Consider the following 15,626-nt stretch of genomic DNA (forward strand, 5'->3'; position numbering starts at 1 on the left):
TCATACCTCCGTCTATTTCTGCAGCACTGCCATAATTGGTGGTATCAGCTGCTTTTTCCTGGACATTACGCCTTTAAGATATACTCCGTTGTCCCTTTCCTTTTCTCCGAAAGCGGATTCTACAACGTTCTTAGCGTTGTCTCCCGCATATATAAGTTCTGAAGAATCCTCGGCAACATTTGTTATCATCAGGCAAACCATGTCTACCCCTTCTTCTTTAAGGGCTTCTGTCATGTAAGGCAACATTCTGTCCTTAACCACCTTAACATCGTCGCTGTTGGCCGCCAGCACCTGACCGGCGCCAAAGGTAAATCCGTCAGCTTTAAACTGTTTGTAATCCTGATAGAAGATTTCCTTTTCAGTCTTGGAATCCAAATCCAAGCTTGCTCTCAGCATACCGTCCCACAGATTCTGAAGGTCAATTGAAGCAATATCTGCCAGTTCCTTTGCCGTCTTTTCATCCACATCAGTGCATGTAGGCGACTTAAACAGCATAGTATCTGAAAGGATTGCAGAGCACATAAGTCCTGCCATCGTTTCAGGAATAGCCACGCCCTTTTCCTTATACATGGAAGCTATAATCGTACAGGTGCTTCCCCAAGGCATATTTGTCACGCTAATCGGCTGGAGAGTTTCTACAGTTCCCAGCTTGTGATGGTCTACTATTTCATTTATCTCCGCATCAAAGAGACCGAACACCGCCTGGTCTGCTTCGTTGTGGTCCACCATTATAACCTTTTTAGACGAATTGTCTAATAACGATCTCTTTGATATCATGCCAGAGAAGGTGTCGCCGTCCATAACCGGATAATCCCTATATCGCTTATCTGCGATTACATTCTTTATATCGTCGATATAGTCATCCAAAGTAAATCCGCATACCTGATTCATAGGCTTCATGAGATATTTAACAGGAAGGCTCAGGTTAATAAATCTTGCCGCTTCATAAAGATCTGCATCCGTAGTAATAACAGTTACGCCTTTTTCCTTAGCAGCCTGTAATACATCCGAGTCAGGGCGCGCTCCTGCACACATCACAATTATGCCCACGCCTTTTTCAATGAGCTTTTTATGCTTTTCAGCTCCGCCTGTCACAAGGATTGTATCTCCTTCAGATACGAACTGAACCGCCAGCTTTGCTTCCGCTGCCGCAATCAGAAGATTTCCTTTGCATACGGCATCCTCGCTTCCGGCAACGATCTTACCGCTCAAAACCTTTGCTATACCTGCCGCAGTTGCCTTTCCTTCCGCCAAAAGAGTTTTATCCTCAACGTTCATATAGGATCTTGCAATATCTCCAATAGTAAGGATACCTGTCACCTTTCCTCCTGTAGTTTCAACAGGTACGGTGTAGTCTCCTGCTTCGTTCATCATAAGCCAAGCATCTCTTACCGTATCGCTTTCATATACGGCAGACACACCTCTGCTCTTTATGTCAGAAACCTGTTTTCTGATATCCGTAGCAACCGCAGGTTTTTTTACTCCAAATCTGTCCAAAACATAGGCAGTCTCAGAATTGACTTCCCCCGCTGTCATTGGAATATACATGCTTCCGTCGTCTGCGGCATTTTTAAGATAGGCCAAGCTTATGGCCGCACATACCGAATCTGTATCGGGATTTTTATGTCCGAAAATATATACTTCTTTTCCCATAGCCACTTCTCCTTTACTAACTATATATTATATCATATTGAAGTGTTGCGGTCATCTATCTGCAACAAAAAGCGTTGCATTGCACTTTCGACGCTAATGTCGTAACTTTAATATGAAACTTTCGATAATTGAATTGATAGTTTTGCAATTTCCTGATACACTATACATGAAAGTTGCGACGCAAACGACTCAAGTACGAGGTGGATATAATGATTAAACGTGATGACTATTTAAATCGCATAATTCATAGCATGTGGAATGGAAAAAAATAACGGAATCTTTCATTGCAATCTTATAGATGTATTACTTGAACGAGTAGAATTATTTTAAGTCACTTAGGCATATAGTAACTATATTCATGAGCACCCATTTAGGGCGCTCATGTTTTTTATGCTATTATTCATACTGCACTTTCATATTTATCGTATTTCGACAGATTATATATACGACCAATGCCAGCACCGCCATACCCATAAGAGCCGGATAAAAATCCTCTATCGGCAGATGCTCATAAAGTATACCACCGGCTATAGGACCTAATGCCATACCTAGGTCAAAGCCAAAGTAATATGTACTGTTGGCAAGTCCTTCTCTTCCTTTACCAGCCATAAGTATCGCCGTAGACTGGGATACCGTACACATGATACCGTAGCCCCCTGCCATGAACACGGCAGCTATGACCATTATGAAGTTGTTAATCATAAATGTCATGGAAAGCATAGCCAACAGTGCACTGGCTGTGGAAGCGAAGAAAAAGTACCTGTAAGCGTATTTGTCAAAGGCCCTTCCCAATCCCGTTCTCAGTATAACTAAAGCAACTGCATATACAGGAAAGAACAGGCTTGCTGAAACATCCAAGCCTCCTGCTTTAACATAGCTTACGATAAAGGACTGGGTGGCGCAGTACGGAATCGTAAACAGAGTTATTATTATCGCCACCGGTGCAACGTTCTTATCTATAATCTTAAAGCCGCCGCCTCTAGCCTTAAGCTCAGCTCTTGTAAACTTCGGCTTTCCTTTATCGCCTACAAACTGAACCATAACGGCCATAAGCACCGCAAGGGCCGTAGCTGCCACAAAGGCCACATGATAGCCGAGATAATCGTGTATTTTAATGCCCACAACAGGGCCAACTGCCATGGCGATAGCATTCATGGTGCCGTAAAGGCCCATTCCTGAACCCACTCTGTTTCTAGGAAGCAGGCTTGCAAGCCAAGTTGTCATACATACGGAGCACAGGGAAAAGCCTATGCCGTTTATCATTCTGGCGATCACAAGTACCACCGTACTGTCTGCTAATACATACATAAGGCAAGCCGCAGCCGTTATCAAGGCACCGATGGTGGAAAGTCTGTACTTACTGTTAAAGTCAGCCAAATTTCCCGCAAAGGGCCTACACACCATGGAGCACATATTCATCAAGCCGCCTATAAGGCCCATTATCGTGCCACTTGCACCTAGGGTGCCGGCAAATCCAGTTATAAGGGGAGTTACCATCATAGGGCATGCCATGAAAAAGAAACTGGCCGCCATGACCAGAAGTATATCTCTTTTATTTTTCAGTTCTGCCAATACATTTCACTTCCTCTAAAAGTCTTAATTATTTATTATATCACTTTTTCAGGTGGAGAAATGGGAAATTATTTCAGAAAACGTTTCAGTTTAGCTGCGAATTGTGTTAATATTTATAGGTATATTATTTTGATGATAAAAAAAGACATAAGATGATTAAGAAGGAGAATCTATGATAGAAAGTATTATTTTCTGTTTTAAATCCATGCTTTTAGGAATCGTGGAAGGTATTACCGAATTTCTTCCGGTTTCCTCCACAGGCCACCTGATTGTATTTGAAGAACTTTTAGGATACAAAAGTTCCCCAGAATACATCAACGCCTACTCATATATAATTCAGCTAGGTGCCATACTTGCGGTTATCGTTTTATACCGTAAAAAGATATTGGCAACCCTCACCAATCTCTTTCCTAAGAAGGAAAACGGCGTAGTGGTTCGTCCATATCGCCAGACAGGTATGAGATTTTGGATTACTTTGGCAATCGCCTGCATACCTGGCTTTATCGCCGTAATGACCATAGGAGATATAGTTGATAACTATCTCTTTAACGGAGTCAGCGTATCCATCGTGCTTATCCTTGGCGGCGTAGCTATGATATTGGCGGAAAAAGGAACACAAAAAATGAGAGCAGGCAGAATAGATCAGTCAAATTCCCAGTGGCTTGATGTTACCACAAAGCAGGCCATAATTATAGGCTGCTTCCAGTGCCTATCGGTTATACCGGGAATGAGCAGAAGCGCCTCCACAATTATCGGCGGCTGGTTTGCAGGACTTTCCACACCTGCCAGTGCTGAGTTTTCATTCTTCCTGGCAATCCCTGTAATGATAGGAATGAGCCTTTTTAAGATGATTCAGTCTGGCGGCTTCGGTGCAATGACTCCAACGGAAATAATGAGCCTTATCATCGGCTTTGTAGTCAGCTTCCTGGTTGCTCTGCTGGTTGTTAAGAAATTCATTTCCTACCTGCAGACAAAAACTATGGTACCTTTTGCAATATACAGACTCATCTTCGGTGCCCTTGTACTGATACTGGCACTGACAGGTATCGTAGGCTTTGCGGAAGCAATCTAACAATAACGAAACTCAAAAGAACGCTTATGAAATAAATCCTTTCACAAGCGTTCTTTTTTATAGCAATAAATCACATTATATATTTTAATTAGTGGCACTTGCTCCAGCCGCAGCTCTTGCAAATGTTGCAGCCTTCTTCAAATACCAGAGGCTCTCCGCATTCAGGGCAGTATACCTTGCCATTGGTTTCCGCCTTAACAGCCTTTGGCTTTGGTGCTTTTGCACCCTGGTCGCAGCCGTGAGCCTTCTTTGCAGCCAGCTCAGCCTGCATTTCTTCGTACATTTCCATTAGGGCATTTCCAACCGCCATAGGACAACATGCTCCCTTGCTTGTATCCTTTCTTGTAACCCTTCTTGCTGTGTATGATGGACATGAACCGCTGGAATTGAGCTGATCGACGATAGTTTCGATGTCGATGCCTCCCCTTGCGGAAATGGATATCATTCTGGAAAGTCCTACCATGAAGTTGTTACATCCGCCGGTGGAGCCCTTGCTCAGATAAGTTTCAAGGAGCGCTCCTGTGTGCGGATCAAAGAGTGCTATACAGTGGAGGCTTCCGCATCCTGTGATGAGCTTTCTCTTCTTACCTACAACATCGTCTGTTACTAGGAGGATTTCTCCTCTGCCAAGACCTTCACCTGCAGTTACAGGCTTTGGCTTTTCCTCTCCCAGAGAGAGAATTCCGCTTCTTGCACAGCCGTCTCTATAGATAGTTATACCCTTTAATCCTTTTTCATAGGCTTTCAGATACAGGCTTTCTGTTTCCTCCACTGTAAAGCTGTTTGGCACATTTACTGTGGAACTTATAGAAGCATCTATATGCTGCTGCCATGCAGCCTGCATGTCTATTCTCTGTTCATAATCAAGGGTCATTGCTGTTACGAAGTAGTCAGGCAGTTCCTTGTCATCTTTGATGCCGTGGCTATCCATATAGTCCTGAACTATCTTTGTGTAAACCTTGTAGTAAACATCGGTGCCGTGGAGAGATTCTGTCTTTCTCTCGTAGTAGTTTGCGTAAACCGGCTCGATGCCTCCGGAAATTCCCAGCATTGTGGAAATCGTACCTGTAGGTGCTATTGTAAGAAGCTGAGAGTTTCTCAGTCCATACTTTCTCACCAGCTCCCTTGTCTGCTCAGTTGTATTTGCCAGGAAAAATTCTGTGGACATTACTTCGTCGATGTTGCAAGCCGGATATGCTCCTTCTTCCTTTGCCAGTCTTGCAGATGCTGCAATTGCTGCGTCCGCCATGGCAAAGCCGATTTTATCGCAAAGCTCAACGGCTTCCTCTTCGCCGTATGTTACGCCCAGTTTAATCATGGTGTCAGCAAGGCCCATTATACCAAGACCTATCTGTCTCCATTTTCTTACGCTTTCCTGCTGCTCTTCCAGAGGATGGAGAGGAAGTCCCTCGTCCAAAACTTCGTTAAGAGCCTTTACGGAAGCGGCAACGCACTTTCTAAATCCGTCATAATCGAAAGCTGCATTATCTGTAAATGGATCGTGTACAAAGCCGGAAAGGTTTATGCTTCCAAGAAGGCAGCTTCCTCCTGCAGGCAGCGGCTCTTCGGCACATGGGTTAACACCGGCGTATTCAAATTCTTTTGTGTTACTCAAAAGGTTCCAGTTTTTAACTCTGTCCCAGAAAAGAGCACCTGGCTCCGCATAGTCCCAGTTTGTTTCAGCTATAAGTCTGAAGATTTCCCTTGCGTTAACCTGCTTTTCTATTACTTCCCCGGTAACCTCTCTAGTGTAGTGCAGAGTATAGTCCTCATTGTTCTTTACGGCTTCCATGAACTCGTCGGAGATACGAACAGATATATTTGCCTTTGTAACCTTTTCCAAATCGGTCTTAAGGCCAATGAATTCCTGCAGATCCGGATGGCTGCAGTCGATGGAAATCATCAAGGCTCCTCTTCTGCCATTCTGTCCTATAAGGCCGGTCACCATGGAATACAAATCCATAAAGGATACAGCGCCGCTGGTCTCCTTTGCCGCATTGTTTATTCTAGCTCCTCTAGGGCTGAGTCCGGAAATATCTATTCCGCATCCGCCGCCGTAGCTGTACGTTCTTGCCAGCTTTTTGGCACATTCAAATATGCTTTCTATATTATCTTCAGGAGGCTGGATTACATAGCAGTTTGAATATGTAACCTTTCTGCCTTCCTTGTTGAGGCCTCTGTTGGAAAGAATTCTTCCGCCAAAAAGGAATTTCTTTTCCTTTATGTATTCGCCGATTTCCTCGTTGCCTCCGCTGATACGTGTTACCCACTCATCAAAGGATTCGCCGTCGTGACAGTATTTCTTTTCCCATATGTCAACGCCCAGCTGATTATCTTCGCCTAACCATTCTCTTTCTAACATATGCCTCTCCTAAATTCTAAAAATTTCAATAACTTTCAATTAAAAATATATAAAAATATTCAATATGTTGTTTCGCGAATTCAATATTACCACAATATGTGGTGTCTTTCAAGAAGAGAATAATACCATATAATTACAGTTTTCCATCGCCGTTCCAGTATTATGTGCACCTCGTCAACGCAAAACGGTGGTATCACCGCATTGTGGAATACCACCGTTTTAATTTAATTTACATATTGAATTTTTCTATACCTTACCAAGGATATCATCCTTGAACATCTTTGTAGCCATTTCCTTGGTACCGATTACCCACAACAAATCTCCCGGCTGAATTACAGTGGAGATATTAGGATGAGTTATCGGCAGGTTGTTTCTCTCTATACCGATGACGCTGCCCTTGTACCTTTCTCTTATCCTGGAATTTTTAATGGATTTATTTACAAAGAACAAATCTTCACTGACATTTATCGGTACGCATATAATCTGTTTTTCCGGAGGTATATGATGGAAGGTCTGACCGTAGATATAGTCCTTTAAGGTTTCTTCCGGATACTCTATCTTTTCGATATATTCCATTTCCTCCAGCTTAAGCAGCGAAGCTTCAATCTCCTCATGGGTACCAATAGCTGTAAGTATATCTCCCTTTTTAAGCTCAAAGGTTCCCTGAGGCATATTGTAATGCTTATCTCCTCTTATAACCTTGATAACGCCAAGATGCACATATCGGCTTCTTCCCACATCCATGACCTTTAGGCCTTCTTCAGCGCTAACTATGCAAAACCTCACCACATGGATCGACTGGTCCAGCCAGTTATGTGTACCCATTCTCGCCCTTTCTCTCTTACGAGCCGCCAAGGTCTTTTCATAAAAGTTTGCCACAAAGCTCATCTCAATACGCTTTGTCTTTCCCCTTATATACTCAGATCTTACGATAAATGACGCCGGAATTATGGCGATTATCATTACCAAAAGGAAAGGCCAGTCCAAAAGCCTGTTTAAAGTCAAAGCTATAAATGCGGAAGCTATAAGCACTCTCATGAACTGTAGCGTTAAAAGAGGCAGCTTATTTGCCTTATGCTTCATCCATAGCTTAGTATACAAAACCTTGTTTGTACCATGCATAAGCGCCACAAAAGGAATCATAACCACAACGGATATACCCGCAGTGATGTACAGGGCGCCATCTGCAGTGGAATACTTTTGGAAAAACGGCAGCATATAATTGACGCTCAAAAGATATATCACAAACATGGCAGTAGAACATATAAATGTCCTTGTACCAATCCTTTTAAGATATCTCTTCCAATCGTCATCCTTATCGTCGGTCATCTGCCTTTCAGATGTGTTTCTCTTTAAGAACACTTTAGCCCCCTGAGGAAGTAGCTTGTCCACCACACCGTAGGCTCTTTCCGCATTTCTAATAAACACCGGTGTCAAAAATGATGTTATAACGGAAACGCATACCACGATAGGATAGAGGAAATCACTTATTACTCCAAGGCTCATACCTAAGGATGCAACGATAAATGAAAATTCACCTATCTGCACCATGCTAAATCCGCCTCTCATGGCAGTTCTCAGGGACTGTCCTGAAAAGAGCATGCCCAAGGTTGAGAATATCATCTGACCGAACATGGTTACGATACTTATTATGATTATAGGCCATATGTATTCCACCAGCATGTTCGGCTGAATCAGCATTCCCACGGAAATAAAGAATACCGCGCCGAACAGATCCTTAATCGGTTTTGTAAGCCTTTCGATAACCTCTCCCCTGACAGTTCCCGCCAGTATGGAACCAGCCATAAATGCACCTAGGGCGCTGGAAAAGCCTATGGCATTGGCTATCAGTACCATTCCCATACAAATGGCCAAAGAAACTATAATGAGAAGCTCATCGTTTAAAAGCTTTGCAATCGCCTTAAGGCAAGTCGGTATCAGATATATGCCCACAATGAGCCATACCACCAACATTAAAAGCAAAGTTCCTATTTCGCTGACAAGGCCTATACCGGAAATTCCCTGACCTACGGAAATCGCCGAAAGCACTATAAGCATGAAGATACCGGCGATATCTTCTATCACCAGCGTCCCCATTACAAGTTGGGCAAATTTCTCCTTCTTGAGCTTATATTCCTCATAAGCTTTCAGTATTATCATCGTCGAAGACATGGAAAGCATTCCGCCTAAGAATATGCAGTCCATTTCGCTCCAGCCCAGAAGCTGACCTGCTCCAAAGCCTATGAACAGCATGGCTCCCATTACCGTCAGAGCCGTGACAAAGGCACTGCCTCCCACATTGGCGATTTTTATAAAGCTGAATTCCAGCCCCAAGGCAAACATAAGGAATATGATACCTATTTCCGCCCAGGATGTTATATCCTCTGTCCTTACCACCGTTGGCAGGTAAATGAAGTTTGGGCTGATGAGAAATCCCGCAATTATGTATCCCAGCACTATAGGCTGGTTTAATTTTTTCATTATAAGCGTAGCCACACTGGCCGCTATAAGTATTAAAGCTAAATCAATTATCAGATGGTCTAAGTGCATGTTCCTCCTTAATCATCGGTTATAACTTATATCGCTTTAGTATATCAGATATGGTTCGCCACTTCAAAGGCATCCCATATTCCGTACATTATATTTGATACCTTCTTGGCATCCCCCAGAAGATAAATCTCAGGAATATCAAATTCCAGTTCGTGGTAGAGGCTGTTTTCCTCTTTATATCCCACGGAAAGGATTACGCTGTCACAAGGTATTTCCTTAGTGCCTTCCGGAGTTTCACAGGTCAGCTTGCCGCCGCTGTATCCTGTCACCTTTGCACCGGTAATCACTTCAACACCGCTGTAAGGAACAAGTCTTTCCAGCATGTCCTTGTTAGCATGACAAATTGGTCCGTTTACTGCCATAAGCGCATCCAGGGCTTCAACTAAGGTTACCTTCTTTCCGTCCTGTGCCAACCAAAGGGCAGTTTCACAACCTACAAGGCCTCCGCCTATAACTACAGTTGTGTCTCCAGGATTCTTTTCTCCCGTAAGCACATCGGCTGCAGTAAATACCTTATCATCGTCTCCCAAGGAGAACACCTTAGGCTGTGAGCCTGTAGCGATGATTACCGCATCCCAATTTCCTTTAAGCACATCGTCCTTTGTCACTTCACTGTTAAGGTTAACCTTTACTCCGAGAAGCTCCAGCTGTCTTTCATACCAGTGTGCAAGGGCAATATCATCTTCCTTGAAATCAGGAGCGCCGCCCGGAATCAGATTTCCGCCCAGTCTGTCGCTCTTTTCAAAGAGTTCCGCTTCATGACCTCTGATAGCAAGTACTCTTGCCGCTTCGCAGCCGGCAACGCCGCCGCCTACAACTAGCACCCTCTTTTTCTTGAGAATAGGATTGTAGCTCATGGCTCTTTCTCTTGCCGCCTGAGGATTTACTGCGCAGTTTATCATGGAGTATTCCTGGATTCTGCCCATGCAGCCTTCCTGACAGGAAATGCAAGGTCTGATTTCATCCAGTCTGCCTGCTCTCAGCTTGTTTACATAGTCAGGGTCTGCTAGAAGAGGTCTTCCCAGGCTGACTACATCGCAGTCTCCGTCAGCGATAGCCTTGGATGCCATCTCAGGGTCGTCCATACGGCCTGCACAGAGAACAGGAACATCAACAACTTCCTTGACCATTCTGCAGTATTCTCTGTAAAGACCCTTTTCCTGATACATAGGCGGATGATTCCACCACCAAGCATCGTATGTTCCAACATCTGTATCAAGGGCATCATATCCATAGGAAACTAAAAGCTTTGCAGCTTCAAGACCTTCCTCGATATCTCTTCCCATTTCTTCAAATTCTTCTCCCGGAAGAGCTCCCTCTCTCCAGTCCTTTATCATACTCTTTACGCTGTATCTTAAGGCAACAGGGAAATCCTCTCCGCATCTTGATTTGATTTCCTCTACCACCTCTTTAGCAAATCTTAATCTGTTTTCCAAAGAGCCACCGTATTCGTCATTTCTCAGATTGAACATGGAGATTGCAAACTGGTCCAAAAGATATCCTTCATGTACGGCATGGATTTCCACTCCGTCAAAGCCGCCTCTCTTGGCATTGTATGCTCCGTCTCCAAAGGATTTTACTATGCTCTTTATTTCCTCCACCGTAAGAGGTCTGCACATTTTATCCAGCCATCTGTGAGGGATTTCGGAAGGTGCCACCGGCGGGAATTCACCTAGATTAGTAGGAATCGTAACTCTGCCGAAGCCACCTGACATCTGCAAGAACATCTTTGCACCGTAAGCATGCACTCTTTCTGTCATTTCTCTGGAAGTTCTTACAAAATGTACCGGATTATAAGTAGAATTAGGGCAGTTAGGCATGCTCTGGGTTTCCACTTCGCAGTCCGAGAAAGTAACTCCGGTGATTATAAGGCCTGTACCGCCTTTGGCTCTTTCTGTGTAATAATCGATACCTCTCTGATTAAAGCCGCCTTCCGCATCGGCCAATCCTAAAGGTCCCATAGGAGCCATGGCAAATCTGTTTTTGATCTCACAGTTACCGATTTTTATCGGGCTGAAAAGATTTTCGTATTTCATTTCATCCTCCTTTGCCTGTCGTATTTACCGTCTATTTCATATCCTCTATAGGATTTGTAATCTTTCCTATCTTTTCTATTTCGCATGTGACCACATCACCAGGTTTCATAAACTTCGGCGGCTCAAAACCCATTCCCACACCTGCAGGCGTTCCTGTGGAAATTATACTTGCCGGAAGTAGTGTCATGCCCTGACTCAATTCCTCAATGATGTAATCTATATCGTTTATCAAAAGATTTGTATTGCTGTCCTGTCGCAGTTCTCCGTTAACATAGGAGCGGATTGCCAGCTCCGGCGGATAAGCTATCTCATCTGCCGTAACTATCCACGGGCCTATAGGAGTAAAGGCATCAAGGCTCTTACCAAAATACCACTGCTTATGCCTTGTCTGTATTTCCCTGGCACTTATATCATTTAAGATGGTATATCCAAATATATGCTTGCTTGCATCCTCACCCTTTACATTTCTGCATATGCCGGTGTCTTTTTTGCTTTTTCCTATAATAACCGCCAGCTCCGCCTCGTAATCGAGATTTTTAAACATGTCACTGTGAGCATCCACCGGATCGCCGTCCGCCACCGCTTCATTTACTCTTTTGGCAAAATAAATCGGATATGTTTCCCTGTTAAATGCCTCTTTTTTATATCTTGCTGATTCCTCCGCATGGGCGGCATAGTTTATACCAAGGCAGATAACATCCTGTCTCGGTCTTGGAATAGGAGAAAGAAGCTTTACATCTGCCAGAGAAATTGCCTTTTCCAAAGCCCTTTCCTCGGTACCGTTCTTTTTCGCCTCTTCTCTCAAATCGAGAAGTTCTTCTAGGGAAAGGGTTTCTATAAGCTCATTCATGGAGCTATTATCTATTCCTATGTCCTTAAGATCTATTATCTTCGTCTCGTCCTCGGAAAGATACCCTGTCCTTTCCTGTCTTCCGTGTCTGTATGTAAGTAGCTTCATATGTAAAGTTCACTCTCCTTTCTGCCTGACAGTGCCGCGCCTACCTTTTCCTCAAGGGCAGCCAGCTTTTCCGGGTTTAGGCTTCTTGCCTTTTTAGGGCAATAATATATGCATCTATTACATCCTATACAAAGGCTGTTATCGGTTTCTGTTGTCGCCTTTTCGTCGATGGCACCAACAGGACATATCCTTGCACACAGCTTGCAGCCTATACATTTTGACCCATCGACCTCCGGCATCAGAGAAGCCACTTTTAGCTCCTTGTATGGTCTATTTCCGGGAATCTCAAAGTCTGTCATATCTCCTGCATCAGCTTCAATTTTTGCTGCTATCTTAGCACCGAAGCCTTCCAGAACTTTTATATCCTCTTCGTCCGGTCTTCCTGCGGCAAATCTTCTCATTATGGAATGCTCCGCCAAGGCCGCAACCGCCGCAATGACCTTAAACCCGTTTCCCTTAAGTATATCCGCTGTTTCTAAAAGAGCATCCTCATAGGCTCTGTTTCCGTATACGGCAACGGCAATCGCAAGGGCACCATTACCTTTGATCTGTCCCAGTCGCTTAGCAGCAACCTGCGGCAGTCTTCCACCAAACACGGGCATAGCTACTACGCAGATATCACCTTCTCCGAAGGCCATTTCAGAAAAATCCGCATTTCTGTCTGTGAGATCTATAACATCTGCCGTTACAGCTCCCATGCCGGAAATCAATATATCCGCTGCCTTCTTTGTCCCACCTGTGGGACTGAAAGCAATCTCAAAACACTTTTCTGTTTTACTCATTATTGTCCCCCTTACCGGGCTGTTTGCCTATAAAAACAACATTGCCCTTCTTGTATTATATCATCCGGTTTTATATAATAACAATGATGAAAACAAATTTGCGAGGTGATAGGATTGCAGCTTACAGACGATGCAAAAGGACGCAGCTATCTTTTTGACAATTACAAAGCGCTGCTGATTTTTCTCGTCGTTACGGGACATATGATAGATCCGGCATACGGCAATACATCAGCCATTGATTTTGTTAAATGGTATATCTTTGCCTTTCATATGCCGGCATTTTTATTCATAACGGGCTTTTTCTCAAAACGCAAAAAGGCGATGGGTACTCTGATTCAAAAGTTTTTGGTGCCCTATGTGATATTTCAGACCTTATATTATCTGGAATACACCTATGTGATCGGAACAAGTCCGGATTTGGCTCTATGGATTCCGAAGTTTTCCCTTTGGTATCTGTTGTCTGTTTTCGTATACAAGGCTATAACACCATACGTTATGAAAATTCCTTACCCCGTTGCAATGGTCATCACCGTTGCCCTGGGTCTTGTCATAGGCTTTTGGCCCTTTGCAGACAACCTGCTGTCAATTCCAAGGATAGTATACTTCTATCCATTTTATCTGACAGGAGTCTATCTAAATATGGACACCGTTCACAAATTGAGGTGCAAGGGGGGGCGAATTGTATCGGCGATATTTGTAATAGCCTTTACAATCTTTTTAGCCTTCGACAAGTGGCACCTTACCATGGACGACAGGGTTCTTCAGGGAAGATACGGGTACGACTTTCTCCATCAGGCTCCTTTAGAGGGCATGGTTATAAGGCTTGGCTGTTATGCCGTGGGAATGGCTCTCACCTTTGCCGTTATGCTGCTGATATATGATAAGGAATGCAAAATCTCTTTCCTGGGCACAAAGACCTTGAGCATTTACCTTTTCCACGGTCTTGTGTACAAATGGATTGGCTGCAACACCAATATACTGCAGAGCATCGACACAAATTGGGAACTTTTGCTGCTGCTAATATCCTGTGCAGCTCTGACGCTTCTGCTTTCCACATGGCCCTTTGACAAATTTACAACGGCGATATCATCAATCAGCTTAACTAAGATAAAAAACAAATTTAAACATACAACAGACTTTTCGAAATGAGAAAGGAAGGATAAATCAATATGACAAAAACAAATGTATGGACAAGCTATGACGAAAAGACCATAGCTCAAGTCAACGCCTTTTCCGAAGGCTACAAGGAGTTCATTTCCAAAGGAAAGACCGAGCGTCTGTGTGTAGCCCTTTCAAAAGAACTGGCAGAGAAAAAAGGCTTTGAAAATCTCGACGAAAAAATTAAAAACGGCACAAAGCTTAAAGCCGGCGATAAGGTTTACGCGGACTTTATGGGCAAGGCTCTAATGCTTGCCGTTATTGGTTCATCGCCTATAAGCGATGGAACAAATATCCTGGGGGCCCATATTGACTCCCCTCGAATGGACCTTAAGCAAAACCCTCTGTACGAAAGTACTGAAATGGCATATCTTGACACCCATTACTACGGAGGCATAAAGAAATATCAGTGGGTTACCATTCCTCTTGCCCTTCATGGCGTAGTAGTTAAAAAGGACGGTACCGTGATAACCGTCGCCGTTGGAGAAGATGAAAGCGACCCGATATTTTGCATAACAGACCTTTTAGTTCATCTTGCAGGGGAACAGATGGCAAAGAAAGCCGCCACTGTAATAGAAGGGGAAAAACTGGATGTGCTCATCGGCAGCCAACCTCTTAAGGCCGAAAGCGAAGAAGATGAAAAGGAAAAGGAAGCCGTTAAGGCAAACATCCTGAAGCTACTTAAGGATAAGTATGACATTGAAGAGGATGATTTCCTTTCAGCTGAAATCGAAGTCGTGCCTGCAGGAAAGGCAAGGGACCTCGGTTTTGACAGAAGTATGGTCATGGGCTACGGTCAGGATGACCGCATCTGTGCCTACACTTCTCTTATGGCTTTCCTAGATGCAGAGTCAGCATATTTTACAAGAACAGGCATCTGCCTCTTGGTTGATAAAGAAGAAATCGGAAGCGTAGGAGCAACTGGTATGCATTCTCACTTCTTTGAGGATACACTGGCAGAAATCATGGAACTGTGCGGAGAATATTCAAGCCTTAACCTGAGACGAGCACTTAGAAATTCCTTCATGCTTTCCTCAGATGTAAGCGCAGCCTTCGATCCTTCATATGCATCCTGCTTTGATAAAAACAATGCTGCATATTTCGGCAGGGGTCTTGTGTTCAACAAATATACAGGTGCTAGAGGCAAAAGCGGCTCAAACGACGCCAATGCCGAATACATGGCTAAACTGAGAAATATCATGGATAACGCCAATGTCGCATTCCAGACATCAGAACTGGGTAAAGTAGATCAGGGCGGCGGCGGAACAATCGCCTATATTACCGCAAATTACGGTATGAACGTTATCGACAGCGGCATCGCCGTACTAAACATGCACGCCCCTTGGGAAGTATCCAGTAAAGCGGATATCTACGAAGCATATAAGGGTTACGGAGTGTTCTTAAAAGAAATGAAATAAATGCTCATATATGCACACAAAAAAAGCCAGAAAGCGGGAATTTCCGTTTTTCTGGCTTTTTGCTA

Annotated in this window: 10 protein-coding genes; 3 read left to right on the forward strand and 7 right to left on the reverse strand. The window is 43.8% G+C overall.

All coding sequences use genetic code 11. The features are described from left to right. Positions 1-12: 12 nt before the first annotated feature. Positions 13-1,653 (reverse strand): putative manganese-dependent inorganic diphosphatase, encoded by a 1,641-nt coding sequence (locus tag INF20_RS03485; protein ID WP_226385010.1) that lies wholly within the window; start codon positions 1,651-1,653, stop codon positions 13-15. Between the two features lie 396 nt (positions 1,654-2,049). After that, positions 2,050-3,225 (reverse strand): MFS transporter, encoded by a 1,176-nt coding sequence (locus INF20_RS03490; RefSeq protein ID WP_226385011.1) that lies wholly within the window; start codon positions 3,223-3,225, stop codon positions 2,050-2,052. 175 nt (positions 3,226-3,400) lie between these two features. On the opposite strand from INF20_RS03490, the gene INF20_RS03495 reads away from it, so the two are divergent. Further along, positions 3,401-4,297, forward strand: a complete 897-nt coding sequence (locus tag INF20_RS03495; RefSeq protein ID WP_226385067.1) for an undecaprenyl-diphosphate phosphatase — start codon at positions 3,401-3,403, stop codon at positions 4,295-4,297. Positions 4,298-4,385: 88 nt separating this feature from the next. Here the strand turns inward: INF20_RS03495 and INF20_RS03500 are convergent, their stop codons facing one another. The 5 genes from INF20_RS03500 to INF20_RS03520 form a co-directional block, all read right to left on the reverse strand. After that, entirely contained in the window at positions 4,386-6,659 is a 2,274-nt protein-coding gene (locus INF20_RS03500) for an adenosylcobalamin-dependent ribonucleoside-diphosphate reductase (RefSeq protein WP_226385012.1), read from the reverse strand. Between the two features lie 246 nt (positions 6,660-6,905). After that, the gene (locus INF20_RS03505) at positions 6,906-9,209 is read right to left on the reverse strand and encodes a cation:proton antiporter (protein WP_226385013.1); all 2,304 of its coding nucleotides are present in this window, start codon (positions 9,207-9,209) and stop codon (positions 6,906-6,908) included. Positions 9,210-9,253: 44 nt separating this feature from the next. Beyond that, a complete protein-coding gene (locus INF20_RS03510) occupies positions 9,254-11,245 on the reverse strand; it encodes an oxidoreductase (protein ID WP_226385014.1) in 1,992 nt (663 codons plus the stop codon). A gap of 31 nt (positions 11,246-11,276) precedes the next feature. Then, positions 11,277-12,203: a fumarylacetoacetate hydrolase family protein gene (locus INF20_RS03515; RefSeq protein WP_226385015.1), complete on the reverse strand. Its 927-nt coding sequence runs from the start codon at positions 12,201-12,203 to the stop codon at positions 11,277-11,279. Further along, a complete protein-coding gene (locus tag INF20_RS03520) occupies positions 12,200-12,985 on the reverse strand; it encodes a 4Fe-4S binding protein (protein WP_226385016.1) in 786 nt (261 codons plus the stop codon). The genes INF20_RS03515 and INF20_RS03520 overlap by 4 nt, the downstream gene beginning before the upstream one ends. Positions 12,986-13,099: 114 nt before the next feature. On the opposite strand from INF20_RS03520, the gene INF20_RS03525 reads away from it, so the two are divergent. Both INF20_RS03525 and INF20_RS03530 read left to right on the forward strand, forming a co-directional pair. Further along, entirely contained in the window at positions 13,100-14,134 is a 1,035-nt protein-coding gene (locus tag INF20_RS03525) for an acyltransferase family protein (protein ID WP_226385017.1), read from the forward strand. 20 nt (positions 14,135-14,154) lie between these two features. Continuing rightward, entirely contained in the window at positions 14,155-15,561 is a 1,407-nt protein-coding gene (locus tag INF20_RS03530) for an aminopeptidase (protein WP_226385018.1), read from the forward strand. Positions 15,562-15,626: the final 65 nt, after the last annotated feature.

It is taken from the genome of Gallibacter intestinalis, assembly GCF_014982745.1.
Taxonomy (GTDB): Bacteria; Bacillota; Clostridia; order Peptostreptococcales; family Anaerovoracaceae; genus Gallibacter; species Gallibacter intestinalis.

Bases quoted from the DNA above. Each gene is read 5' to 3' on its own strand.
- INF20_RS03485 (WP_226385010.1), bottom strand. From the start codon at position 1,653: ATGGGAAAAGAAGTATATATTTTCGGACATAAAAATCCCGATACAGAT.
- INF20_RS03500 (WP_226385012.1), bottom strand. From the start codon at position 6,659: ATGTTAGAAAGAGAATGGTTAGGCGAAGATAATCAGCTGGGCGTTGAC.
- INF20_RS03505 (WP_226385013.1), bottom strand. From the start codon at position 9,209: ATGCACTTAGACCATCTGATAATTGATTTAGCTTTAATACTTATAGCG.
- INF20_RS03510 (WP_226385014.1), bottom strand. From the start codon at position 11,245: ATGAAATACGAAAATCTTTTCAGCCCGATAAAAATCGGTAACTGTGAG.
- INF20_RS03515 (WP_226385015.1), bottom strand. From the start codon at position 12,203: ATGAAGCTACTTACATACAGACACGGAAGACAGGAAAGGACAGGGTAT.
- INF20_RS03520 (WP_226385016.1), bottom strand. From the start codon at position 12,985: ATGAGTAAAACAGAAAAGTGTTTTGAGATTGCTTTCAGTCCCACAGGT.
- INF20_RS03530 (WP_226385018.1), top strand. From the start codon at position 14,155: ATGACAAAAACAAATGTATGGACAAGCTATGACGAAAAGACCATAGCT.